The sequence below is a fragment of the Candidatus Nomurabacteria bacterium genome (assembly GCA_023898665.1).
In the GTDB taxonomy this organism is placed as follows: Bacteria; Patescibacteriota; Saccharimonadia; order Saccharimonadales; family HK-STAS-PATE-42; genus HK-STAS-PATE-42.
In genome coordinates this window covers 280,220-303,650 of record CP060233.1, presented here as the reverse complement: position 1 = coordinate 303,650, position 23,431 = coordinate 280,220, and the positions used below count along the sequence as shown (strand labels likewise).

The 23,431-nt window shown below is 37.7% G+C and carries 27 protein-coding genes; 3 read left to right on the top strand and 24 right to left on the bottom strand.

Features of this window, described 5'->3' with window-relative positions; translation table 11 throughout:
- Positions 1 to 8: 8 nt before the first annotated feature.
- From H6799_01720 to H6799_01610, 23 genes are all read right to left on the bottom strand, one after another.
- On the bottom strand, positions 9 to 2,354 hold the full coding sequence (locus H6799_01720) for a lysine--tRNA ligase (protein ID USN97791.1): 2,346 nt from the start codon (positions 2,352 to 2,354) through the stop codon (positions 9 to 11).
- A 174-nt stretch (positions 2,355 to 2,528) separates the two neighbouring features.
- Positions 2,529 to 2,972 carry a transcription elongation factor GreA gene (greA, locus tag H6799_01715; protein USN97790.1) on the bottom strand — a complete coding sequence of 148 codons (444 nt, stop codon included), beginning with the start codon at positions 2,970 to 2,972 and terminating at the stop codon, positions 2,529 to 2,531.
- 171 nt (positions 2,973 to 3,143) lie between these two features.
- A complete protein-coding gene (locus tag H6799_01710; protein ID USN97789.1) occupies positions 3,144 to 4,385 on the bottom strand; it encodes a prolyl-tRNA synthetase in 1,242 nt (413 codons plus the stop codon).
- 35 nt (positions 4,386 to 4,420) lie between these two features.
- A complete protein-coding gene (locus H6799_01705; GenBank protein USN97788.1) occupies positions 4,421 to 4,663 on the bottom strand; it encodes a hypothetical protein in 243 nt (80 codons plus the stop codon).
- Positions 4,664 to 4,854: 191 nt separating this feature from the next.
- Entirely contained in the window at positions 4,855 to 5,577 is a 723-nt protein-coding gene (locus H6799_01700) for a CPBP family intramembrane metalloprotease (GenBank protein ID USN97787.1), read from the bottom strand.
- 9 nt (positions 5,578 to 5,586) lie between these two features.
- Complete coding sequence (locus tag H6799_01695; GenBank protein ID USN97786.1) at positions 5,587 to 6,702, bottom strand: site-2 protease family protein; 1,116 nt, start codon at positions 6,700 to 6,702, stop codon at positions 5,587 to 5,589.
- A 174-nt stretch (positions 6,703 to 6,876) separates the two neighbouring features.
- A complete protein-coding gene (frr, locus tag H6799_01690; GenBank protein ID USN97785.1) occupies positions 6,877 to 7,428 on the bottom strand; it encodes a ribosome recycling factor in 552 nt (183 codons plus the stop codon).
- Positions 7,429 to 7,604: 176 nt separating this feature from the next.
- Entirely contained in the window at positions 7,605 to 8,204 is a 600-nt protein-coding gene (tsf, locus tag H6799_01685) for an elongation factor Ts (GenBank protein ID USN97784.1), read from the bottom strand.
- Between the two features lie 31 nt (positions 8,205 to 8,235).
- Entirely contained in the window at positions 8,236 to 8,943 is a 708-nt protein-coding gene (gene rpsB / locus H6799_01680; protein ID USN97783.1) for a 30S ribosomal protein S2, read from the bottom strand.
- 150 nt (positions 8,944 to 9,093) lie between these two features.
- The gene (locus tag H6799_01675; protein ID USN97782.1) at positions 9,094 to 9,444 is read right to left on the bottom strand and encodes a hypothetical protein; all 351 of its coding nucleotides are present in this window, start codon (positions 9,442 to 9,444) and stop codon (positions 9,094 to 9,096) included.
- A gap of 39 nt (positions 9,445 to 9,483) precedes the next feature.
- Positions 9,484 to 9,960 (bottom strand): methyltransferase domain-containing protein, encoded by a 477-nt coding sequence (locus H6799_01670; protein USN97781.1) that lies wholly within the window; start codon positions 9,958 to 9,960, stop codon positions 9,484 to 9,486.
- A gap of 32 nt (positions 9,961 to 9,992) precedes the next feature.
- Positions 9,993 to 10,181 (bottom strand): exodeoxyribonuclease VII small subunit, encoded by a 189-nt coding sequence (locus H6799_01665; protein ID USN97780.1) that lies wholly within the window; start codon positions 10,179 to 10,181, stop codon positions 9,993 to 9,995.
- Positions 10,182 to 10,184: 3 nt separating this feature from the next.
- Positions 10,185 to 11,318 carry an exodeoxyribonuclease VII large subunit gene (gene xseA, locus H6799_01660; protein USN97779.1) on the bottom strand — a complete coding sequence of 378 codons (1,134 nt, stop codon included), beginning with the start codon at positions 11,316 to 11,318 and terminating at the stop codon, positions 10,185 to 10,187.
- A 129-nt stretch (positions 11,319 to 11,447) separates the two neighbouring features.
- A complete protein-coding gene (locus H6799_01655) occupies positions 11,448 to 12,518 on the bottom strand; it encodes a flippase-like domain-containing protein (GenBank protein USN97778.1) in 1,071 nt (356 codons plus the stop codon).
- A 98-nt stretch (positions 12,519 to 12,616) separates the two neighbouring features.
- Entirely contained in the window at positions 12,617 to 13,024 is a 408-nt protein-coding gene (locus tag H6799_01650) for a response regulator (GenBank protein USN97777.1), read from the bottom strand.
- A gap of 68 nt (positions 13,025 to 13,092) precedes the next feature.
- Positions 13,093 to 14,286, bottom strand: coding sequence for a S41 family peptidase (locus H6799_01645; GenBank protein USN97776.1), 1,194 nt, complete (start codon positions 14,284 to 14,286; stop codon positions 13,093 to 13,095).
- An 18-nt stretch (positions 14,287 to 14,304) separates the two neighbouring features.
- A complete protein-coding gene (locus H6799_01640) occupies positions 14,305 to 15,450 on the bottom strand; it encodes a CHAP domain-containing protein (protein USN97775.1) in 1,146 nt (381 codons plus the stop codon).
- Positions 15,451 to 15,633: 183 nt separating this feature from the next.
- Positions 15,634 to 16,551: an ABC transporter permease gene (locus H6799_01635; GenBank protein USN97774.1), complete on the bottom strand. Its 918-nt coding sequence runs from the start codon at positions 16,549 to 16,551 to the stop codon at positions 15,634 to 15,636.
- 23 nt (positions 16,552 to 16,574) lie between these two features.
- A complete protein-coding gene (gene ftsE / locus H6799_01630) occupies positions 16,575 to 17,309 on the bottom strand; it encodes a cell division ATP-binding protein FtsE (protein ID USN97773.1) in 735 nt (244 codons plus the stop codon).
- A gap of 64 nt (positions 17,310 to 17,373) precedes the next feature.
- Positions 17,374 to 18,102 carry a flavodoxin family protein gene (locus H6799_01625; GenBank protein USN97772.1) on the bottom strand — a complete coding sequence of 243 codons (729 nt, stop codon included), beginning with the start codon at positions 18,100 to 18,102 and terminating at the stop codon, positions 17,374 to 17,376.
- A gap of 176 nt (positions 18,103 to 18,278) precedes the next feature.
- On the bottom strand, positions 18,279 to 19,328 hold the full coding sequence (recA, locus tag H6799_01620; protein ID USN97771.1) for a recombinase RecA: 1,050 nt from the start codon (positions 19,326 to 19,328) through the stop codon (positions 18,279 to 18,281).
- Positions 19,329 to 19,422: 94 nt separating this feature from the next.
- Positions 19,423 to 19,944: a GNAT family N-acetyltransferase gene (locus H6799_01615; protein ID USN97770.1), complete on the bottom strand. Its 522-nt coding sequence runs from the start codon at positions 19,942 to 19,944 to the stop codon at positions 19,423 to 19,425.
- Between the two features lie 115 nt (positions 19,945 to 20,059).
- Positions 20,060 to 20,551 carry a hypothetical protein gene (locus H6799_01610; GenBank protein USN97769.1) on the bottom strand — a complete coding sequence of 164 codons (492 nt, stop codon included), beginning with the start codon at positions 20,549 to 20,551 and terminating at the stop codon, positions 20,060 to 20,062.
- A gap of 104 nt (positions 20,552 to 20,655) precedes the next feature.
- Here H6799_01610 and H6799_01605 point away from each other — a divergent pair, with 104 nt between their 5' ends.
- From H6799_01605 to H6799_01595, 3 genes are read left to right on the top strand one after another with little or no spacing between them, the layout of a single operon-like run.
- Positions 20,656 to 21,924: a methyltransferase domain-containing protein gene (locus H6799_01605; protein USN97768.1), complete on the top strand. Its 1,269-nt coding sequence runs from the start codon at positions 20,656 to 20,658 to the stop codon at positions 21,922 to 21,924.
- Positions 21,925 to 21,933: 9 nt separating this feature from the next.
- Positions 21,934 to 22,206, top strand: coding sequence for a 50S ribosomal protein L27 (locus H6799_01600; GenBank protein ID USN97767.1), 273 nt, complete (start codon positions 21,934 to 21,936; stop codon positions 22,204 to 22,206).
- A gap of 10 nt (positions 22,207 to 22,216) precedes the next feature.
- The gene (locus H6799_01595) at positions 22,217 to 22,534 is read left to right on the top strand and encodes a type B 50S ribosomal protein L31 (GenBank protein USN97766.1); all 318 of its coding nucleotides are present in this window, start codon (positions 22,217 to 22,219) and stop codon (positions 22,532 to 22,534) included.
- Between the two features lie 55 nt (positions 22,535 to 22,589).
- Here the strand turns inward: H6799_01595 and H6799_01590 are convergent, their stop codons facing one another.
- On the bottom strand, positions 22,590 to 23,375 hold the full coding sequence (locus H6799_01590; protein USN97765.1) for a hypothetical protein: 786 nt from the start codon (positions 23,373 to 23,375) through the stop codon (positions 22,590 to 22,592).
- Positions 23,376 to 23,431 lie beyond the last annotated feature (56 nt).

The window sequence follows — 23,431 nt, the reverse complement described above, 5'->3', positions numbered from 1 at the left end:
GCTAGTTACTACGATAGCTCATAGCTTACACGGATGTTGCCGTCTTTTTTCTTAACTTTTGTAATTTTTATCTTACCTATTTCAGATATGTCTTGAACATGCGTTCCGCCACAACAAATCTTGAAATTATCAGGGTAGTTAACCACGTGAACTTTTTCATAAGAATCTAAGATTACCTGAGGTATATAATCACTAATCTTCTTCTCAATTACTTCTTTTGACGGAATAATTTCTACCGATACTTTTCCTCCTTTAGAGATAATCTTGTCCAGCTCTTCTTCTAACAATCTTGCAAAAGCTTCTTTATCCTCAATTTCGTCTGACGGTTTAATAACGTATTCGACGAAGCTCATCTCTGGATAATGCGCCCCTTTACCTGGCTTCCAGCCTTTGTTTAGCTTACGGACAGCTAAATCTATAAAGTGTCCAGCACAGTGTAATCGAGAGTTCAAAAGTCTTCTTTCAACATCAATCACCCCCCTAGCCTTTTCACCAACGGCCGGAACTTCACCGACTAGTTTGCCTTGGTGATAAACAACTCCGTCTTTATCTTTAGTAACCTTAGTTAAGTTTAGAGTGGAGCCATTGCCAAAAGCAATTTCACCTAAGTCACAGGCCTGACCTCCGCCGTTTGGATAAAAAGCCGTTTGATCTAAAACAACTAACGTCTCGCCATCCTCTTCACTAACCTTCTCTACCTTTGCTTCAAAAGTTAAAACCGACCAATCATTCAGATAAATCTTGTAAGTGCCTTGCTTATCCGCGGACTCCGGGAGTTTATCCCCTTTTTTTGGCTCTAGGCCCTTCTTTCCTTCTTTACTTTGCGTTTTTTCTACGAAGTTCACATCTGGATAAATCTTTTTGGTTATATCATCAATATCTTGTCTTAACTGCGGGAAGATTACTCCTTCACGGGCGGTAACACCTTCTAACATCCAAAATAATCTCTCACTATTGCCATATCCACAAGCAGGCGGCATTCCATATTCGAGCATCTCCACAAAATCGATATCAAGCATCATCGCCTCATCATCGCCAGCATCACGCATCTCCTGTTGTTTTAAGAATCTATCTAGCTGATCAACAGGATCATTGAGCTCACTATAAGCCTTACAAGCCTCTGTACCACCAAGTAATAAATTAAACTGCTCACTCAATCTGTCATCACTGGAATTAACTTTTGCTAATGGCTGTAAAAAATCTGGCACATCAACCAAAAATGCAGGACCAGAAATTTTAACTCTCTCCAGCTTCCAAAGCTTATCAATTACACGAGATCTATTTTCAATCTTCTCTACCTCACCACCAGCTTCCTTAAGTTTAGAAACAGCCTCTTCTAGAGTACAAGAGTGCACATCTAAATTGTATTTTTCTTTTAAGAGACCTACAAAACTTACTTTAGGCCAATCTTCACCATCTTTTCCAAGATCCACTTCTTGCCCATTATTTAACTTAAACTTTCTAGTACCCCAGGTTTGATCAGCTATATATCTAATCATTCTCTGAGTTAAATCCATACCTTGATTCCAATCAGCGTAAGCCCAATACCACTCCATTGCTATGTGCTCGGGCAAGTGCTCATCAGAGTAGTTTTCATTTCTGAACCTTGGCCCAATATCAAAAACTTTTTCAAAACCACCGCCTATTAATCTTTTTAAAGGAAGTTCATGAGAAATTCTTAAGTAGAAGTCTTGGTCAAGTGCATCCATGTGAGTCACAAATGGATTAGCATCAGCACCACCAGTTGTGTGCTCTAGTATTGGAGTATTAATCTCTACGAACCCTTCTTTAAGTAAGAATTGGCGAGTAGCTTCCCAGAATTTTGATCTACGCACAAATCTATCATGAACTTCTTGGTTAACATTAAGATCAATATATCTTCTCCTTAAACGCTGTTCTTTATCGCTGAACTCTTCATGCGCCAGTGGCATCGGCCTCAAAGATTTAGTTAAAATTCTCAACTTATTTACTTTTATAGATATCTCGCCCGTTTGAGTTTTTATAACCTCTCCAGAAGCTTCGATAAAATCTCCTGAATCAAGTAAGCTCACGTCGCTAAAACCAAGTTCAGAATTATTATAATCTGGAACTCCTAATTCTGCCTCAGCCAAAAAAAGTTGCAAAGAATCAAACTCATCTTTTATGACTATAAAGCCAATCTTACCCATTTTACGGATATTCTTGATTCTTCCAACAACAGTGACTACCTTACCTTCCAGATTACTAAAATCTTCTTTTACTTCACTGTTTTTTTTAGTTCTACTAGCTTTTGCAGGATAAGGATTAACACCTAGCTTTTTAAGCTCAGCTAGTTTTCTTAAACGCTCATTTCTAAAATCTTGGAGTGTTGCCATATCAACCTAATTATAACACCAAGGCTTATTTATAATCTCGCATTGCACTTAAACAATTTTTATCGAGACCCAATCCATCCTGATAAAACTCTAAATAAAAAAAGTAACCAGGGTCTATAAAAATTAAAATGATCTTTTTGTTTCTTTTCTATTTTTAGAGAAAATGAAGTAATATTAAGATATATCAGTAATTTTATACTTATTACTACCAACCTCTATCTCGTCACCGACCTTTTTTCCCAAAAGGACTTGCCCAATCGGAGACTCATCACTAATTTTTCCGTTTAATGGATCTGACTCGACGCTACTTACCAGTGTAAAAACTTTTGTATCAGATCCCTTAAGCTTAACTGTACAGCCTAAAGATACGACATCATGGCTTAAGTTTGAGTTATCAACTATCTCGTAGTTTTTAAGAATAGCATTTACTTCGTCTACCCTAGCCTGATTGACCCTTTGCTCGTCTCTTGCAGAATGATACTCCGCGTTCTCTTTAAGATCTCCGAGAGCACGGGCTGTTGAGACGCGCTCAATAATCTCAGGGCGATCAGCCTCAAGTTGAGCAAGCTCTTTCTGTAGCTCTTCTAATTTCTCTTGTGAAATCTTAACTTTTTCCATAAAAATTTATATTACTCAGATAATTAAACTGAGTGAGGATTTCCTTTTTCTAATCCACCAAAGTCCTTAAACTATTTGATCTTATCACTACTGGTAAATCTTTGTAAACACTAGAGCAGCTATATATTGTGTCCAAAAAACACCAAAATACGCTATATCTAGTGCTTATGGTTAAACCTCTTCAAATTTTACCAATTTAGACTCTTCTTCACTTCTCAGCTTAACCTCGACTGAGTCTTCTCCTAGAGTCTTTGGACTTACCACAATTCTTATTGAACATCCAATAAGATCAGCGTCCGCAAACTTTTCTCCTGGACGCACATCCATTCTATCATCCCACAAGACTTCCTCTCCACGTTCAATCAATTTGTTATACAACTCCTCAGATTTTTTATAACTCTCGTCATCTTCAGATTGAGCGATAGTAACAAGATGATATTTGAAAGGAGCAACTGATTCTGGCCAAACGAGACCCCTCATATCACTATGTACTTCTACTATAACTCCCAGGAGTCTTGATATGCCTATTCCGTAAGAACCCATTACAACTTCCTTATCTAGCCCGTGTTCGTCGTTATAAGTTAGACCTAGCGAACCAGAGAATTTAGTTCCAAGAGAGAATATGTTACCCACTTCAACAGCTTTCTCTTCCACAAGCTCCGATTTCTCTAGTTTAAGATCGTCTAGAACATCATCGTTATAAACTTCTTTATTTACCGCTATACCGTTCTCTTTACTTAGGTATATTGTATCTTCACCGGCTTCACATAAAGTCTGGAACTCGTGAGAATATTTTGAAAAAGTTCCACCAGAAGCAAAAGCCAAATAAGTCTTATCCCCAAGTCCGACTCTATCGAATACGTTCTTGTAGGCAGTTTTAGCTTTTTCATAAAACTCTTGATGCTCAGCTTCGTCTTTAGAAAACGAGTACATCGCCTTCCAAAAAAACTCTCTTCCCCTCATTAGACCTGACTTTGCCCTGGCCTCGTTCCTAAATACTGTTCTTATGTCATATGGATAAGCAGGTAGATCTTTATAAGAGTGAATGAATGATCTCATCATGTCTGTCATAGGCTCTTCGTGTGTAAAACCGAGACCTAGTTCAGAGCCATTTTTTAGCCCAGTTTTAAACCAGTTATCAACCACCTCGTCACTCCACCTATCCGTCTTTTCCCATACTTCCTTTCTTTGCAAGGCAGTAGACTGAAGCTCTTCTCCGCCTATAGCACCCATCTCTTCCCGAACAATATCACTAATCTTGTTTAACACCCTAAGCCCAAGAGGCAATATCACATAAGCTCCAGCCATTTCTTTATATATAAACCCGGCCCGTATCAGCAACTGAGCGTTCTTTGAGAGCTCATCTGCAGGTGCCTCTTTCAGTGTTTTTGTAAATAATTTTGAATACTTCATATATTTATCTTTTCTTTAAACTTAATTATACACACCTAATGACCGTATCTTTCTCTTATTTCTTCGCGATCCTTTTCAAGTTGCTCGACCCTGGCAATCTCCAGACCTCTCTTAAGCCTCTCGGCCTCAGCATCTAATCTTTCTACGTGTCTACCTAGAATGCGTATGTCATCTTCTGTTAATCTATCTAGCCTTCCGTAATTATGACCGCCAACTACAAAGCCCGCTCCTGCCTCATATAATTCTTCAGCACTTAAAAAATCTTTATCCTCTTCCATAACCAACTATCTCCCCTATCTTTAATACTAAAAAACCACTCCTTTCTTTTTGAGTGGGGTTAAACTTAAATTTCTATCTATTTATAAAAACCAGAATTTACACCCCTAAGGGTGGTGTCGGTGCAAGGATGTATTTTTTAATGAATACCATAACAGTACATATTATAACATATAATCTAAATAGTAAGAAACTAAGAATAAAGTATAGCGATTATAGCTAAACAGTTTTTTAGCATATGTAAAAATATTGCCGGAATAATACTTTCTGTTTTCCAAGTAAGTATCCCCAAAATAATGCCGAATATAAAAGTATCGATTCCTACATTAACTTGACCATGAGCTAGACCAAACAATACAGCTACAAAAAATATAGAAGCAATAACCTTTATCTTTCTGGAGTATAAACTGAGTAATAAACCTCTAAAAAAAGTTTCTTCGGCAATTGGAGTAATCAGTCCTACTGAAAAAACCATAACAACTAGACTTAAACTAGTAGAATTACTTACCATTTCTGCTACAGCTTGCTCTTGACCCGCTAAATTAGGGCTGATCAATTGCAGAATAATCATCGAGATAACTAGCAAGATAATATAAACAATTGCCAATAAAACTGTCAGGTAAACAGCTTTTTTGTTAGGCTTTCGCAAACCAAGTAATTCTTTTATACTTTTTTGGCGTTTTCTTGCAATAACTTTTGCCGTAAGAAATGATAATACTAGAATTACTAACGGGAATATTAACCCAACTACTTCATCCGCATATTTATAGTTTTCATTAATTAGAACCGGTAACCCAATTATGGCAGTCAAAAGTGATACCATAAATGCAAAAAGCAATGCAAAAGAAGTTACAGCTAAAAACCAGCCAGATTTAGAAGATTTAAGTTTATTCCAGATATGATTAAGCTTAATCATTTGTCAAAACTAGAAGATTCTGCCTACGTCTACTATTGTAATTAATGCTATTAGTATTAATAAAATCCCCATTCCCCAAGCATTAATGCTCTCTTCTCTTTCTTTCGTTAGTACTTTTCCTCTAAACCTAAATAACAAAATTAAAAATAATCTACCGCCATCAAGAGCTGGTATAGGTAAGATGTTCATGATTCCTAAACTTAAAGAGATTAAAGCAATTAATAATATCAGTTCTGTTAAGCCGCTTTTACTAACGTTGTTAATTGCGTCAACTGTCGCAACTGGACCCCCAACCACTTCACTTGCTTTATCACCTTCACCTCGTACTAAGTTTGATATAGCATAACTTACGCCTGAGAAAGTTGCTTGAGTGGATTGCCCCATTGTAGCCAGAGCATTAATTGGAGCCGACCAAGTAGACCTCAATCTGACCGACTCTACAGCCGAAACCCCCAAAACCCCTTCTTTAGTACCTTTTTCTCTTAAGGTAACTTTAGATTCTTGAATCTCTCCCCTACCATTTTCAAACTTAACAACTACTTCTTGCCCAGCAAAATCATTAGTTATTTCAGAAACAGGAGAATTAACACTCGGCGCTACATTATTAATACTTATTAAAGTATCGCCAGTATCGAGACCAGCCTTTTGAGCTGGAGAATCGTCCGAAACCGCTCCAATTATAGTTTTAGAATTAATTACTTTTGTGTCACTTTTTACATAAAATTGTTCTTTACCGTAAAAAGAAAGAGACTCAAATGGAAGTTTTGGAGCACCAACCAAAAACAGACCAGTTAACAATACCCAGGCCGTTAAGAAGTTCATACCAACTCCAGCAACTAATATTTTCACCTTAGTCTTTAAACTCGCAGCCCCAAAACTACCCTTAAGCTTAGAGTCATCATGCTCGCCCTTAAGCTTAACGAATCCTCCAAGTGGTAACCAATTTAAAGAATATAAAGTATCATCACCCTTCTTTTTTCTAAGCTTTTTACCCCAAGCTTTTGGTGGGAATCCAACTCCGAATTCTTCAACTACCACACTGTTACGTTTAGCCGCAACCATGTGCCCAAACTCATGGAGCACAACCAGCATAATAAAAGCAAAAATTCCAAAAACAAAAAGCATAAATTATTACCCTAATTCTAACATAAAAAATTAATCCAATACTGCACCTTAAATAATTTTGATCGAGGCCCAGTCTCGTCCTGGTACAGGTTCTAAAGAAAAAACAGTAATGGGGCCTATCAAAATTGAAGTGATTCTTTGATTGCTTTCTCATCCAAGGAGAAAGTAATAAGGTTAAACCTTCATTATTTCGTCTTCTTTGGCCTTAACCAACTCATCAACTTGCTTATTGAACTTATCTAGCTCTTCTTGGACCTCTTTTTCTAGAGATCTTAGATCATCCTCTGTAATCTCTCCGGAAGATTTTTGTTTTTTAAAGTTATTTAGAACATCCTGACGCATATTTCTTGATACAATTCTCGCATCTTCTGCGTTACTACCGAGTTGCTTAGCGATCTGAGCTCTTCTTTCTTCTGTTAAAGGAGGAATATTGACTCTAACTACCCTACCATCGTCGCTAGGGTTTAACCCTAAAGATTCATCTTTCCTAATACCTTCTACGATTGCATCCAAATTCTGTGGGTCAAAAGGAGTAATTTGCAGTAGCTGCGGTTCTGGCACAGACACATTTGCAACCTGATTCAATGGCATCGGAGTTCCGTAAGCCTCTACCCTAACACCGTCGAGCATATCTGGATGTGCTCTGCCGGTCCTAACCTTTTTTAAATCATCCTCCAGACGACCAATCGCCTGACTAAGTTTCTGCTTAAACTCGTTCATTTCCATATACTAATAATTCTACCATAACTATCTAATCTAACTCTGCAACACCAAGACAATTTTGATCGAGGCCCAGTCTCGTCCTGGTACAGGTTCTAAAGAAAAAACAGTAATGGGGCCTACTATAATTAGATGATTCTTTTTGCTAACTTTCTCTCATCAAGGAGAAAAAGTTGGTTAAATTAACCGTTTCTTTGACCAAGCTCAATACGAGCCATTTTTCTAACAACAATATTCTCACCGAGCTTAGCAATATGCTCTTTGATTAACATTGCAACGTCTTTATCCTGATCCTTAACAAAAGGTTGATCCATTAAGCATCGCTCGGCAAAGTACTTTTTAAGCATTCCCTCAACAATGTTGTCAGCAATATCAGCAGGTTTACCTTCAGCAACAACTTTATCTTTAAACTCAGCTGCTTTTTCGTCTCTTACTTCTTCTGGGATATTTTCTGAAGAAATAAATTCTGGATTACTTGCTACAATGTGCATTGCAATATCCTGACCTAGTTGCAAGAACTCTTCTGTCTTAGCAACAAAGCTAGTTTCACAGTTAAGCTCAACAACTACCCCAATACGAGAATCATGATTATAAGTAATAACAGCACCTTCGCTAGCTTCGCGCTCAGCACGCTTATCAGCCTTTGTTAATCCTTTCTTGCGCATCTCATCAAGAGCTTTATCAAAATCTCCACCAGCCGCCTCTAAAGCTTGTTTTGCGTCAGTTAGACCAACACCTGTTAGATCTTTTAGTCTTTTTACTTCTTCAATTGTTACTGCCATATTATTATTTCCCCTACCCTCTTACTTTTAATTATTTAACTTCTGCTTTACTCTCGCTCTGCCCTGCTTTAACGGCATCTTTAAAATAGTTCGCAATCAAAGTTACGCCACTAGTTGCATCATCATTCGCTGGAATTACATAATCAACTCCAGTTGGGTCAACATTACTATCGCATACTGCAATTACTGTTAGATTCATTTTTTTTGCTTCTCTTACGGCGATTGCATCAGTCATGGCGTCAAAAACAACTACAACGGCTGGCACACCCTGCATATCCTTAATCCCTCCGAACTGCTTTTCGAGTTGATCAAGCTCTTCTTGAAGTCTTTGAACCTCAAGTTTTGAGTATCTAGAAGCGAATTCTCCACTCTCCATCTTAGCTTCGAGCATTTTAAGTCTCTTGATACGAGCCATCATGGTAGCCTGATTTGTCAGCATCCCACCAAACCATCGCTCCACCACATAAGGAGAACTAGCTTCAAGAGCTGCCTCTTTTACAGGAGCTTTCAATTGAGCCTTAGTCGCTACAAATAATACTGGTTTACCAGCCTTTGCTGCTGCAGTAACCACTGGTAGAGCTTTATCTAACTGCTCAACAGTTTTTTCTAAATTGATAATATGTCCACCCTTTCTTTTAGAGTGAATATATTGATCCATCTTTGGGTGCCATTTATTGGCCTTATGCCCAAAATGCGCCCCAGCCTTAAATAATTCTTCAATATCTACTTTTATTGCCATAAATCCTTTTTAACCTAACCTTTCTGATTTATCTGGAGATGCGGAGGCTCTAAGAAAAACTAAGAATTAAGCTTAGAGAGGATTCACCCACACTCACAGGTTTTTAATTAACAGAGTAAATTATACATTGAACCACACTAATAAGCTAGCTTAATCTTGAGCAAACTCTGTTGGCGGGGTCAAATTCAGCCAACCATCCCATTCATTGCCACCCGCAACGCTTATCTGGATACTGCCATCACCTTCAGGATTAGGCCGTACGTACACTGCATACCCTCCAGAATTAAAACACACAAATACACCATGCCGGTCAACCTGGGCGTAAAAGGATTCCAGTAATTCCCTTTTCTCGTCAAAGGTTCTATCTTCTCTAACCTGTATTTCTTGCACACTTTTCCCGATCTGGGAGTATAGCTTAGCAAAAGCTAATGGAAAGCTTTTATAATCTAACCGTCCATTAGTAGATGTCCTCGCGGCTTTTTCCATATCTCGGGAATTCATACTAGTATATTATAGCACTAAAGGTACAAAAAGTCTATGCTATTTTATGGTATATTGGTAAACCCTCACCCCGCCAACTTCTTTGACTGGCTTTTTGTTTGGAATCTTAAAAACATAACTTACTAAAGTCAGATCTCTACCCAGTCTTTTGGCTTCACTCATCATCTTTTCATCCAGCCTGCCCATAAATTTATCCAGCAAGAACGTATAGACCACCTCTGTATCTTCCGGAAAATCAGCCATCCACAGATTAGCCGATTTTACCTCAGCATCCGGAAAGTTTTTAAGTCTAATCTTAGCCATAAGAATCACGAATGGGTTAAACTCATACCCCGTACATTTGTAACCTTTTTTAGAAACAGCCAGCATAAACCTGCCGTCACCACAGCCAAGCTCTACTACTCTCCCCTTTTTAGAAAGTTTTACTAAGTTAGCAGCATCTTCAATCGCTTGTTTATGGGCCGGCACAAACGGAGCACCAATAAAAACCACCCACACAAAGGGAACGAATATCATCAGGAGTACGAACCAGATCAGACCCCAGTTCACTATTCTTCCTCTTCTTCAAGATCTAAAGATTCTTTAGCATCGCTCAACATTTCAGCAAGCTCATCAGCTAACTTTTGAGCCTCAGAATACTTCTCGATAGAAGTATTTAACCCATCCTTGCCACTTTCAATCTCATCGATTAACTTCTCGAGATCCTTCAACTTATCTTCAAAATTTTTATCTGCCATATACTATTTATTGATTTTTTCTCTAACTACTAGATTTAGTTTACCATCCGTGAGTGTAGCATCTAGCTCATCTCCAATCTTCACTATATTTACAGAACTCAAAATCTTTCCGTCTAACTCTAGTAGTGCAAAACCTTTAGCAAAGATTTTTTCAAAATCTAGATTAGAAAGCCTAGCTTTTAAGATATCTAGTTTAGATTCCACACCAGAAACTAAATTATTAATTACTCTTTCTAAGCTTACATTTAAATTCTGCACTGCTTGCTCAGCTAAATATAACTTAGAAGCTATTAAATTAGATGCTTTTTGCTTTAAGTCATTAATTTCTCTAAGCAAATCTTTTGAATCTGGGAAGATAATTTCTGCCGCATTACTGGGCGTGGAGGCTCGTACATCTGCTACTAAATCTAATAGACTTACGTCATCTTCATGTCCTACCCCACTAACTACCGGAATATTAGAATTTAATACTGCTCGAGCAATCTCTTCGCTGTTAAATGCTTCCAAATCACCCCTTGCTCCACCTCCTCTAACTATTGCAATAACGTCAAACTCCCCTTTTCTGGCTTCAATTTCTTTGAATTTTGTACAAATTTCTTGAACGGCTAAATCACCTTGTACAGTAGAGCTAAACAAAACTACCTCACTAACTAAAAATCTAGATGAACTGACTCGCTTAAAATCCTCCCAAGCAGATGAGCTACCAGAAGTAATAACAGCTACTTTTCTAGGGAATCTTGGTAAACTTTTCTTTCTAGAGACATCAAAAGCCCCTTCTTCTCTAAGCTTAATTTTTAGTAGCTCCAGTTTTTTAGCTGCATCACCTGTGTCACCAGAACTGGCAAACTTTCTAACCCTAAATCTAAGCTCTGTTTTTTTACCTATTTGCACTTCACCTGTAACCTGAACTTTAGAGCCCTCTTCTGGCAATTCACCTTTAAGCTCTGTAAAAGTTGTAAAGCAATTAATCGACTGACCATCTCCTGCCAGCTCGAAAAAGACCATAAAGTCTTTATATACTCTTACTTTTTGTATCTCCCCTTCGACCACTAAATTACCCGGAATTAGAGCAATTGTCTCAGAAACAACCAACGTCAGTTGCTTAACAGTTAAAACCGTTTCTCCAAATTCCTCCATATACCCCATATTCTACCACTCGATTTTACCACTTTGTATCTTTAATTTGATTGAGGCCCAGCCCCTCAAATTAAATACGATTCTTTTCTTCTTTTATTATCTAAAGAAGAAAAGAAAATGTATTAGTTACTACTTGCTATCCTTCTCTTCTTCTAAAAGAAGCTTCTCCATACCTCTGGTCTCAGCAATCGCTTTAGAGTAAAAATAATATCCAGGAGGAACATATAAAATAGTTGTTACAACCCTATAAGTCAAAACTGCAGTTAGGCTTAGCCCTGCAGGTACTCCTGCTGAGACCAGAACAGCTGTCATCAAAGCCTCATAAACCCCATGTCCACCTGGTAAGACTGCAATAAAACTACCAATGTTCGCTACTCCATAAGAGACGATTATTGCTCCCCAAACAGGACTAGCTCCTAAGGCCATGAAACAGACCCCAATTGTAGCTACCTCAGTTAAATTTGCTAATATTCCCCATCGGCAAGTGTATAAAAATCCCTTTAGATTTCCCCTAACAGTTTTATAATCTTCTTCGAGTCTACTAAAATTCTTTGTTATTTTTTTCTTGCGATCTTCAGGTAGTAAGTCCACCCTTTTTCTCTTTATAAAGTTAAGCATGATCTCTAGCTTTCTTAAGACAAAGAAGGTAAAATTACGCAAACCGTTATGCTGCTCCAACAAAAAAGCTACCAACATTATTAAAATAAACACACCAAATGCTAGACCACTTGAGGCCAAAACAACCAGGTTACTGGCTTGGTTATTAAGAGCTAAAAGAAGAACTCCTAGGCCTAATACTGGGATAAAACTAGCCAGCACTATTCCCCATCTCAAGGTCTGAGCCATTGTACTTCTTACTCCTCTAACCTTAAGCGCTCTCATCCTAAGCGAGAAGTAACCGAACCCACTTATTCCGGCTGAAGGAAAAACATAATTCACAAAGCTCATCTCTGTAGATACTTTAACCATGTCCCAGTACCCAACCTTTTCTCCGAGTAAATCAAAAGTCTCTTGGTACATCCTTGCATAAGCATGATAATTTATCATTTGAAGAGGAATAAATAACAGGAGCAACAAAATGTTAGCATCCGAAATCTCGTTAGCCACGTTACCTAAATCTTTTCTAGAAGAATATATTACTAGTGCTAATATGACTAAAGTAGCTATATTTAAAATTATTTTTAGCTTTTTATTCTTCACTGATCTATGTTACCTGGGTTTATTTCAAGCTGATAAAGATAAGCTGCATCAACTGTTATATTTTCTCTAGATTATACCAAAGATAAGCTAAACTTAAGCTAAGTAATTGATACTTTCTTACCTTTTTTTGATAAAGCGAGAGAAACCTCATCAACCATCTCGCTTATACTCACACTAGATTTAACGAGATAAGTTGCCGCTCCAAGCTCAAATGCCTTTTGTTTATACTCTGGTCGATCTAAGCCACTTACCACAATGACTGGTATTCTTGATTTTGGCTTATCATTTCTATATGCTTCAAGGACCCCAAGACCTCCGAATTTTGGTAATAAACAATCTAAGATTATAATATCCGGCTCATTTGTAGCCAGATATTGAAGAGCTTCTTCTCCGTCATATTTAATAACAACATTATAGCCCTCAATTTCTAAACGAGCTCGATAAACTTCTGCAAGAGCTTGGTCGTCATCAACTATCAAAATCGTTTTTTGTTCTTCAGATTCCATAAACTACAGTTACTATTTTACTATAAAGCTTTTGCTTTATGCCTATACAAGTTAAATTTTATCAATTATTAAGAATTTAAGATATTAATAGCTTTTTGCTTTTGCAAATCTTCTCCATTAGCTCCCAAATCAATTTTGACTGTCGGATCAATACCTACTTTATCTATTGTCTTGCCTTTTGGAGTAAACCAATGAGCAATAGTGATCTTAAGCCAAGCACCATCCTCTAGAGGTACAATATCCTGTACACTACCCTTACCGAATGTTTTTTGGCCAACCAGCTGAATGCCAGCATTTTCGTTAAGAGAGGCCGCTAAAATCTCACTGGCAGATGCCGAACCTTCGTTAACTAGAACTACCAATTTTGACTTATCTAAACTCATCAAAGGATTAGAACTTGTTCTCTTCACTGCCATTTCTCTTCCTCTAAACCTCTCAGAAAGCACTACCTTGTTATCAAGCCAAACTCCTGCCACATTCACTGCACTTGCTACATAACCACCACCGTTATTTCTTAAATCTAATATAAACTTATTAGCTCCTTGGGAGCTTAATTCTTTTACTCCTTTAGAGACTAAATCATCCGTATCTTCTGCAAACCTACTCACTTTAATATAGCCAGTGTCATTATTAACTTTTTCATACTTAACACTATCTACTTTAATTGCTTCTCGAATGACTTCTACTTCTTTTAATGCTCCGTCTTGTGAGATCTTTAGTTTAACTTTAGTTCCTTCCTCTCCACGGATTTTACTCACGGCAATATCAACTCCCATTCCATCAGTTAGTACTCCATCAATACTCAAAATTGCATCCCCCGGCTTTAACCCCGCTTTTTCTGCGGGAGATCCATCAAGAGGAGCAATTATTACTAGTTGCTCACCATTTTTACCAAGTTCTGCTCCAATACCACTGAAACGACCGTCTAAAGAACTCTTAAAATCATTATATTCATCTTTGGTGAAAAAGGTTGTATAAGGATCACCAGTTGCCGAGACTAGCCCCTTTTTTATACCAGCTTCTACCTCTTTGCTATTTAGTTCTCCATCAAAGCGCTCTCGCAGTTTAGAGTAAATTTCTTGTACATCAACATTTATAGAAGCATCAACTTTTACAGACGAACCCCTCAGGACTTTTGGTAATGTAATATTTTGAGAGCTATAGCCTAGCGCAAAAAAAACTAAAGCCACAAATATTAAGCCTAGTAGTTTCTTTTTTTTATAACCACAAGTATTAGTCTTAAAACTTTTATTCTTTGACATGTATACTATTTCTCAAGTTTAGAAGTGAATAAAGTAGAGCCCAGCTGGAGATATAGTCATTTCACTATACTCTCCTCTTATCCCATAATTATATTGGCTTACTCGAATTGTACCATCTCCGTTCACTCTCTCGACATACATTGCATGCCCATAATAACCACTCATACTGATAGCAACGTCACCTACTCTAGGGTTGCCATCTACAGGGATACCGGCTGCCCGAGCATTAGCGGGCCATCTATTTGCATTTCCTCGACCACCCCAATACGGCATGTATCGTCCACTTTGATAGACTTTAAATGCCGTATAGCTGACACACTCTCTATTGTACATTCCCCAAGAATCTACTAGTGAATCCTGCGCAGCAGTCGCCCATAATGTTGGATATCCTCCGTTCGTTACTCCACTACTTGGGACATAGGATATTCCACCATTTCTTGGTGTAAGTCTTGCTGAGTTAGCAGCAGCCTGCTCTCTTCTAAGTCTTGCTACCTCTGAATTATCTGCAGCAACTTGTCTCTGGTAAGCATCTTCTTGGCCACGAGTATCATTTAGTAGCTTCTGAACTTCATCCTGTTTTGTTTGCAAATCAACTCTCATTCCAACTTGATCACGAATTAAGTTCTCAATCTCGACCTGCTGTTTCTCCATTTGAGCCTTTAGATCTTCAACTTGAGAGGTTAAGGTAGCAATTTTATTTTTTACACGATCTCTGTATTCTTGCTTATCAACATAATCACTCAAACTTTTTGAACTTGCCAAGATCTCTAAAGAGCTTATATCACCATCGATGTACAACTTTCTTATACTGTTTGCTAAAATCTTTTTATTTTCTGTAATCTTAGCCTCAGCTTCTACAATCTGACCCTTTAGCTGTGCATTCTTGGCCTCATTAGCATCAATCTTAGACTGCAAATTAGCTGTTTCTAAACGAGCGCTTTCGAGTTTATTAGCTAGAGTATCTCCCTGAGTTTTTAAATCTGCAATCTTCTTTTGATTTTGATCTATATTAGAGTTAAGTTCATTAATCTTCTGCTCATAGGGATCGGCAAAAACTTGATTCTGAGAAGAGTTAATAACTGGCGTTAGTGCAACAACTAAAAATGCAAAGGCAATTATAGAGGATTTTTTTACTAACTTAATCTGTTTTTTTATTTTAGACATTTTTGTTTTACCACCTTCTTTAGTACTAAGTTAGGTTTATACTAAAGCTTATGCTTAATATTCTATCAACTTGCATGAGGTAAGACAACCCGCTTAAGCTAATAAAACAACATTCACTTAATAATCTCTCCACCTAATGCAAATCAAGTACTAATTTTATCTTCAAAGAAAAAATAAAGATGATTAGACTGATTTAAGTTTTACATACTTTCTAATAGCAAATTGAGCAGATAAAATCCCGATAAGCATACCTGTTAAAATTACAAGAAGACCAACTAAAATACTATTGCTCGTGAAAAAGCTTATGTCTTGTGCGATATCTCCTGCCCAACTCTTTTGAGTTAAACTAAATACAGTTAATCGCATTATAATAAAAGTAAATATCCCAGCAACAGCCCCGTAGGCAGCCGCCTCAACTAAAAATGGCCCTTTGATATAAGATTTATTGGCTCCAATTAGTCTCATAATCTCAATCTCATCTTTGCGGTTAAATATAGCTAGACGAATGGTATTAACAATAATCAATACAGAGACAGAACCTAAAATAATACTTGCGAATATTCCGATCTTTCTAATAGTAGAAAGTGCATTAGCAATATTCTTAGTAGCTCTAAGTTTATCTTCCGAAACTTCGCTCGTCTCAGTTAAATCGTTATATTCTGACGATTTAATCTTTTGCTGAATATTATCTATATCCCCAAAATCATCAATCTTAACTGAAAAACTCGCTGGCAGTTCAAGAGTGTCTCCTGCAATCTCAAGAGATTTAATAGCTTCAGGATTATCCTTATTAAGCTCTTTATACTCTTCTAGAGCTTTATTCTCGTCTTTATAATCAACATTTTTTACACCTTCAATACTTTTTATATAAGCTTCAAAGGCATCTTTTTTCTCTTCGACTACATCTGTCTTTAAATAGATTTTTATTTCGACTTTATCAGCGAGTCTCCCTACCTGCTTACCGTAAACCACAAAAGAAATAATCGTTAGCAAACCAACAGAAAGCGTAGCAGTCATTACTAATATTGCCGCTGAAGAGAGCCAAGAATTTCTTAGGAAACCGGTCATTCCAGAAGAAAAAATCCTCTTTGCATTAATCATCTTATATTCTTTACCTAAAAACTTCATCCTACCATCCTCCCGGGAGCCGGACTCTCTTTTCGATCATCATAATTATCGTCGTCAGAAATATTTCCTCCAACCTTGTCGCTCACAACCCTTCCATGATCTAGCTTGATTACTCTCCTATTAAGCTTGTTTAGAATTTCTTGATTGTGGGTAGTCATGATAACAGTGGTACCGTGTTTATTTATCTTCTCTAGTAGCTGTACAATATCCCAACTATGCTTTGGGTCTAAATTGCCGGTTGGCTCATCGGCTATTAAGATCTTAGGCTGACGCACAACTGCTCTGGCAATAGCCACTCTCTGTTGTTCTCCTCCTGAAAGTTGATCTGGATAATGTTTTTCTTTACCAGTTAGACCTACTAGATCAATTACTTTGGGAACAGTATTATCGATCTCTCTTTTGCCCATTCCAACAATTTCCATGGCAAAAGCAATGTTTTCAAAAACGGTTCTTTTCGGAAGTAATTTAAAGTCTTGAAAAACAGTCCCAATCTTTCTCCTTAAAAGTGGAATATCTTTTTCTTTTAATTCAGAATAATCAACTCCACCAACCACGATCTTCCCATTCGTCTCTCTTTCTTCTCGAGTCAATAGTTTAAGTATTGTTGACTTCCCTGCTCCACTGGATCCCACCAAAACCACAAACTCTTTAGGTTCAATAAAAAAGGAAACTTTATCTAAAGCCACCCCCTTTTTTCCATACTTTTTACTAACTCTGTCTAAAAGAATCATTACCCACTATTCTAGCAAACAGCTTAAGTTTAAACAAAAAATAATTAAATAATTATAATCTTGACTACCGATATTCTGGATTCTCAAATCCAAAATGGTTCCCTTTGTTCCATTCTGTCTTCTGATTGCCTTTAGCCGGCATCCCTCCAGCACTTTTTAGCATCTTAGCTATATGCATTAAGTTCCAACTCATAAAAGTAGTATTCCTGTTAGTAAAGTCATTGTCAAAACCAACTTTTGTCCCATCCTCAGATTTATCACCATAACTTGCCCCGGGACCTACTTCTCCGATCCAGCCTGCGTCAGCCTGTGGAGGTATCGTATATCCCAGATGTTGCAAACTATACAAAATGTTCATAGCACAGTGCTTGAGCCCATCTTCGTTACCAGTTATTAAACAGCCACCGGCTTTACCGTACATTTTAAATTGACCTTTTTCATTTAGCTCAGCAGAATTACCATAAAGTCTCTCAATAATTTTCTTCATTTCAGAAGAGTTATCACCTAACCAAATTGGACCAGCCAAAACTAAAATATCCGCCTCTACTACTTTTTTATAAATTTCTGGCCACTCATCTTTATCCCACCCCTTTTTAGTCATATCAGGATAAATACCTTGAGCAATATCATGATCAATTGACCTAATTACTTCAACTTTGACCCCGTTCTTTTCTAAAATCTTTCTTGATACATCAATCAGAGCTTGAGTGTGACTATGCTCAGGAGATTTAGTTAGCGTACAATTAAAATAAATCGCTCTTAAACCACTAAACTCAGCTTTTTCATCACTCATATATCCATCAATCTTAACAAATTACACTCAAGCTATTCTACCCCACCGAATACACCACTCTACCAAAGCCCGAGGATTTAAGTCGAGCAGGTATAAACTTCTTGGAAGTAAAAGAGAACTACTCGATTCCGCTCTTTTGCTTCTTTTCTAATCATGCAGAAAAGAAGATATTTGAGCTACATTTCTTCTTTAACTTTGTCACGAATTTGCTTTTCGATATCTTTAGCAACTTTTGGATTTTCTGCTAAGTATTCTTTAGCTGCCTCTTTACCTTGAGCAATATTCTCTCCGTTATAACCAACCCAAGCTCCAGATCGAGTCAAAATCCCATACTTTAAACCTAAATTTAAAAGATCGCCCGTATAACTAATCCCTTCGTTATACATAATATCGAATTCTGCCACTCTAAATGGTGGAGCAATCTTATTCTTTACCACTTTAACTTTAGTCTCATTACCAATAATCTCATCCCCGTCTTTAATCTGAGAAGCTTTTCTAATATCTAGTCTTACTGAAGCATAGAACTTTAGGGCATTACCACCAGTAGTAGTTTCTGGGTTACCAAACATCACCCCAATCTTCATACGAAGCTGATTAATAAAAATCACTGTCGTATTTGATTTAGAAATAATGGCTGTTAACTTTCTAAGAGCCTGAGACATCAATCTTGCCTGCAGCCCCATTTGCGCATCGCCCATATCACCTTCAATTTCCGCTCGTGGCACTAACGCAGCAACGCTATCTACAACAACTAGATCAACAGCGCTAGATCTAACCAAAGTTTCGCAAATCTCAAGAGCCTGCTCACCAGTATCTGGTTGCGAAACAAAAAGATTATCTGTATCAACACCAACTTTTCTGGCATAAGCCGGATCAAGAGCATGCTCCGCATCAATAAAAGCTGCCGTCCCACCAGATTTCTGAATTTCTGCAATCGCATGAAGAGTTAAAGTAGTCTTACCAGATGACTCCGGCCCATAGATTTCTATAATTCTTCCCTTAGGGTATCCGCCTCCAAGAGCAAGGTCTAAGCTTAAACTACCACTTGGGATCAACTCAACTTCAACATGCTGATTATCCCCAAGACGCATAATACTGCCCGTCCCAAATTGCTTTTGGATCTGGTCCATCGCCATACTAAGAGCCTGACTCCTAGCCTCATTTGATTTCTTATCATCCCCTTTTTGAGCCCTCACCACCGGGTCCTTACCTGCACTTTTAGCCATATAGAAAATACCCCCTAATAGATTTAACTTATGTTTAATTCTAAACAACTAACCAAAAACATAATAGCACCAAAAACACATCAAAAAGTTTTAGCTAGAGATCTTCTCGCCACAAAGCAGCGTTTGCACCCTCACCATAATAATTTGCCAAAAAACCAAGTTTCCCACCTATTGTTCTATCGTAAAAGCCCCAACCACTCTCTACATATCGTGGACCGCTATTAACTAAAAGTTCTAAAAAGCCCATTTTTCTGGCATCTTCTTCTATTCTTCTTAAAAGAGCTCTACCGGCACCGGATCCTCTAGCCTGTGTTGAGACGTATGCCATAACAACCTCCATAGGATTATCTGTTTTAGCATATGACCTAACTGCTTCATCAAGCTTGGTTTTAAATCCCATACCGCCGACTACTCTCCCTCCTATGCTTGCTACATAGTATCTTTTATCGGTCTCTTCACCTCTGGCAACTCTTTCTATAAGCTTTAGATCTTCATCGACCTCATCCTCAATTACTTCGCCCGTTTCTCGATCTCTAATACATTCGTTAAAAACTGGCCTTAATTCATCTATATCATCTTGTGTAACTTCTCTTACCTCAAACCTATTGTCTTCCATATAAAAATTATTATACACATCAAAAAACCCAGCATCCCTGCTGGGTTTTACTTATTTAAATACCTGCTAATATGCAATTTACCCTTAACTTAAGCCGGCTAATTCCCCTGCAAGCTTAGCTCTTTTCTCCTTCATACACTGTCCTAACACCAGAATTTCCATCAAGTAAAGATAAATCATGGCCTGCCTCCACAGCTTCTGCTATTGCCATGTCTTTATATGCATCCTGATTTCTTAAATAGTGAATCTCGGCCTTGTCTGCCGATGAATCTGCTTTGTCATATAAATTTATAGCCTTTTCATTTAAGGCGATTGCCTCATCGCTAAGAGGTAAAGCTTGCCCAGGTAATATCTCTAATACTTGTTGTCCTGCTGCTCTCATTCTACTTTCTATAGCAAGTCTTGCTTCATTTTCCGCCTCAATCCTCTGGTCCGCCTCTAATGCTGCTTGGTTTGATGCTTCCGTGTTGCGTCTGGCAGCTCCGACCAACCTCGTCGCATCATAGCTAACGTTTTCGTCAACATCTGGCTTCTCGCTAATAATTGTTTTTAAGTTTTCACCCATACTGTTTTTTGTTTTATTTAATCGAACTTTCTTTGGTTTCATACTAGCATAAGCTCTATACAAAAGTCAATAACTTTGATCTACTTATTTATTCACTCCCCTGTTATCGACTATCATATTCAACCTAAGCTTGATATAATATAGATATGAAATACATCTTTCTTTTGGGGCATCAACCCCATCTTTCACTGGCAGAACTTGAGAGTGTTTATAATGCTAAAAATATTATTGAATATAATAACTTCTACGCTGTTATTGAGTTAAATGAAGTCCCTAATATCGATGAGCTGGGAGGTACTACAAAAATCTCTCAAATTATAAAATCTGAATATTTGTCTGAAGATATCCAAACACAACTCAAAAACCTAATTTTAGATTTTATTTCTGAACAAAAAAGTACAAAGCTTAAACTTGGTCTTTCTATTTACAGTGGTAAAAATGATGTTCACTTGAGTCAAAAAAATGTACAAAAAATATTAGAAGAGGTAAGAAGAGAGATAAAAAGAGTTAACCCAGAGCTAAATTTACGTACTGTAGAGCCAAAATCCCCTATTCTAAATACCGCCCAAATAATACATTCTGGATTATTAAAAACAAACGGGATAAGTTTAGATATTATTATTTCATCCCCTACTCGTCATCCCAGAGCAGGCCAGGATCTAATTGATAGCACTGTCAAAAATAGAGTCACTCTTGCCCAAACCATTCAAGTACCAAACTTAAGAAAATATACATTAAGAGACTACAGCAAGCCCAAGCCTAGTGGCAAAAACGGCATGCTTCCTCCAAAACTTGCTCAGATATTAATAAATCTCTCTGGAGCTAAAGCTGGAGATACAATTCTAGACCCTTTTTGTGGCTCTGGTACAGTTCTACAAGAAGCTATCTTACAAAATATCAACTGTATAGGAACTGACCTAAACCCAAATATAATTGACGACGCTAAAGAAAACTTAGAGTGGCTAGAAAACAAATTTAAAATTAAAGAATCCGGAGTTAAGTTTAAATTATCAGTAGCAGATTCAACGTCTCATAAGTGGTCAGACAACTTTGATCATGTCGTTTGCGAAAGTTATCTAGGTACTCCAATGACAAATATACCAACAGATACAAAACTAAATAAAATAATTGAAGAATGCAATGCCTTAGCTGAAGAATTCCTAAAAAACATCCACTCACAACTTACCGAAGAATCAACTCTCGTTTATGCCCTGCCTTGCTGGTTTATCGAGAATAAAATAATAAAATTACCAGTTGTTGAAAATCTATCAGCGCTAGGGTATAATAAAGTGAAGTCTAAAAAAATAAACCAAGACGGAAATACAGATCTCATTTACCGCCGTACTTCAGAAGACGAAAGTCAAAAAAGAAGTCAAATAGTCGGCCGAGATATCTACGTCTTAAAGAAAAAATAATAATCAAATATGTCCAAAGTTGCAGGTGGTGGTTCAGTCAAGCGTCAAAGCGATAGCCCAGGTCAACGTCTAGGTGTTAAACGCTACGCTGGTCAAAAAGTGAGCGCAGGAGAAATTATCATTCGCCAAGTTGGAGCTACAAAAATCGCTGGACCAGGAACATTTGTTTCTCGTAACTTTACAATTCATGCCGCCAAAGACGGAGTTGTCAGATTCCAAAAGCGCAAAATGACTAAGTTTACAGGTAGGACTACATCAAGAGTACAAGTCATTGTTGAATAAAGAAGATATTATGAAAAAAGATCTACACCCACAAGAATACCAACTAGTAGTTTATAAGGACTCAAACTCAGGTGACACCTGGCTGACTCGCTCTACAGCAAGCAGCAAAGAGACTATCAAATGGGATGATGGCAATGAGTATCCTTTAGTTTTAGTGCACGTAAGCGCTAAATCCCACCCATTCTTTACCGGTGACGAGAAAGTACTAGACATTGAAGGTCGTGTAGATAAATTTAAAAAGCGTCAAGAAGCTGCCGCTAAAGCTCAAGCCGCCAAAACAGCCAAAGCTCCTCGAGAAAAGAAAGAAAACACAGCCCAAAAAATCTAATAAGAACTCCCGAAAGGGAGTTCTTTAAAGCCAAATAGCCTACTCTTTTCTCATACTATATCCTGTCCAGTTCTTCAGATGCTGCATTTTCTTCACTTACTCTAGACTGATACTTCTTTACCTTAGAAGGTACTTGAGTTACCATTTTTGGCCTCTTGTCCTTATCAGTTTCCTTATTACCTTTTTTGGGCTCAACTGGGCTATAGCCAGCTATTGCACCCATGACACGGTCCCTTATTGCATCAGCTGGCCTAATTACCCGCTCTCTTCGTCTTCGGGCATCTTTTTCCTGTTCTCTCTCGCCCCTAGTAGCGGCTAAGCTAGATATGCTACCCCTAGACCTTGTAGGCTGTACACTTTCTTCTACTCCCCCTTTGTCCGTAGTGCTGATAGTCCTACCTTTTCTAGGCATTATATCACCCCTAGCGTCTCTTCTTATGATCTCGTAAGATACATGGTCAATACCATCCACCTTCGTAACCCTCATGGTTTTTGTTACAGTACCGCCCAGAGCAGAATTTCTGGTTGTAGAATACTCTATTACTCCATTTGGGTACCGTCTTACCATATGCTCGCTGCCTACCCTATCTCTTCGTAACCTTGATAATACACTGGGTTCACTCTTAACACGGACAGTTTCTATACTTCCATCTGTTAATACTTCGCTATCCTTCTCAACTGTAACTATTCTCTTACCATCTGGCTTTTCACCTACAGATTCATTTGCTGAAACGATAAGCTTGCCAGCTTCATCCCTCACCATATCAGCGTATTTTCTGACACTCTCCTCATCATTAGAAATAATTTCAACTTTTGGAGGCCCAACGTCTGTTAATCCCATAATGTTTTTATATTATTTAATATCTACATATCCTAATGTAGCAAACATAAGCCTAA

Coding starts and splice junctions, on each gene's coding strand:
- H6799_01720 (USN97791.1), bottom strand. CDS start 2,354: ATGGCAACACTCCAAGATTTTAGAAATGAGCGTTTAAGAAAACTAGCT.
- greA (USN97790.1), bottom strand. CDS start 2,972: ATGGAAAAAGTTAAGATTTCACAAGAGAAATTAGAAGAGCTACAGAAA.
- H6799_01710 (USN97789.1), bottom strand. CDS start 4,385: ATGAAGTATTCAAAATTATTTACAAAAACACTGAAAGAGGCACCTGCA.
- H6799_01705 (USN97788.1), bottom strand. CDS start 4,663: ATGGAAGAGGATAAAGATTTTTTAAGTGCTGAAGAATTATATGAGGCA.
- H6799_01700 (USN97787.1), bottom strand. CDS start 5,577: ATGATTAAGCTTAATCATATCTGGAATAAACTTAAATCTTCTAAATCT.
- H6799_01695 (USN97786.1), bottom strand. CDS start 6,702: ATGCTTTTTGTTTTTGGAATTTTTGCTTTTATTATGCTGGTTGTGCTC.
- frr (USN97785.1), bottom strand. CDS start 7,428: ATGGAAATGAACGAGTTTAAGCAGAAACTTAGTCAGGCGATTGGTCGT.
- tsf (USN97784.1), bottom strand. CDS start 8,204: ATGGCAGTAACAATTGAAGAAGTAAAAAGACTAAAAGATCTAACAGGT.
- rpsB (USN97783.1), bottom strand. CDS start 8,943: ATGGCAATAAAAGTAGATATTGAAGAATTATTTAAGGCTGGGGCGCAT.
- H6799_01675 (USN97782.1), bottom strand. CDS start 9,444: ATGAATTCCCGAGATATGGAAAAAGCCGCGAGGACATCTACTAATGGA.
- H6799_01670 (USN97781.1), bottom strand. CDS start 9,960: ATGATATTCGTTCCCTTTGTGTGGGTGGTTTTTATTGGTGCTCCGTTT.
- H6799_01665 (USN97780.1), bottom strand. CDS start 10,181: ATGGCAGATAAAAATTTTGAAGATAAGTTGAAGGATCTCGAGAAGTTA.
- xseA (USN97779.1), bottom strand. CDS start 11,318: ATGGAGGAATTTGGAGAAACGGTTTTAACTGTTAAGCAACTGACGTTG.
- H6799_01650 (USN97777.1), bottom strand. CDS start 13,024: ATGGAATCTGAAGAACAAAAAACGATTTTGATAGTTGATGACGACCAA.
- H6799_01645 (USN97776.1), bottom strand. CDS start 14,286: ATGTCAAAGAATAAAAGTTTTAAGACTAATACTTGTGGTTATAAAAAA.
- H6799_01640 (USN97775.1), bottom strand. CDS start 15,450: ATGTCTAAAATAAAAAAACAGATTAAGTTAGTAAAAAAATCCTCTATA.
- H6799_01635 (USN97774.1), bottom strand. CDS start 16,551: ATGATTAATGCAAAGAGGATTTTTTCTTCTGGAATGACCGGTTTCCTA.
- ftsE (USN97773.1), bottom strand. CDS start 17,309: ATGATTCTTTTAGACAGAGTTAGTAAAAAGTATGGAAAAAAGGGGGTG.
- H6799_01625 (USN97772.1), bottom strand. CDS start 18,102: ATGAGTGATGAAAAAGCTGAGTTTAGTGGTTTAAGAGCGATTTATTTT.
- recA (USN97771.1), bottom strand. CDS start 19,328: ATGGCTAAAAGTGCAGGTAAGGACCCGGTGGTGAGGGCTCAAAAAGGG.
- H6799_01615 (USN97770.1), bottom strand. CDS start 19,944: ATGGAAGACAATAGGTTTGAGGTAAGAGAAGTTACACAAGATGATATA.
- H6799_01610 (USN97769.1), bottom strand. CDS start 20,551: ATGAAACCAAAGAAAGTTCGATTAAATAAAACAAAAAACAGTATGGGT.
- H6799_01605 (USN97768.1), top strand. CDS start 20,656: ATGAAATACATCTTTCTTTTGGGGCATCAACCCCATCTTTCACTGGCA.
- H6799_01600 (USN97767.1), top strand. CDS start 21,934: ATGTCCAAAGTTGCAGGTGGTGGTTCAGTCAAGCGTCAAAGCGATAGC.
- H6799_01595 (USN97766.1), top strand. CDS start 22,217: ATGAAAAAAGATCTACACCCACAAGAATACCAACTAGTAGTTTATAAG.
- H6799_01590 (USN97765.1), bottom strand. CDS start 23,375: ATGGGATTAACAGACGTTGGGCCTCCAAAAGTTGAAATTATTTCTAAT.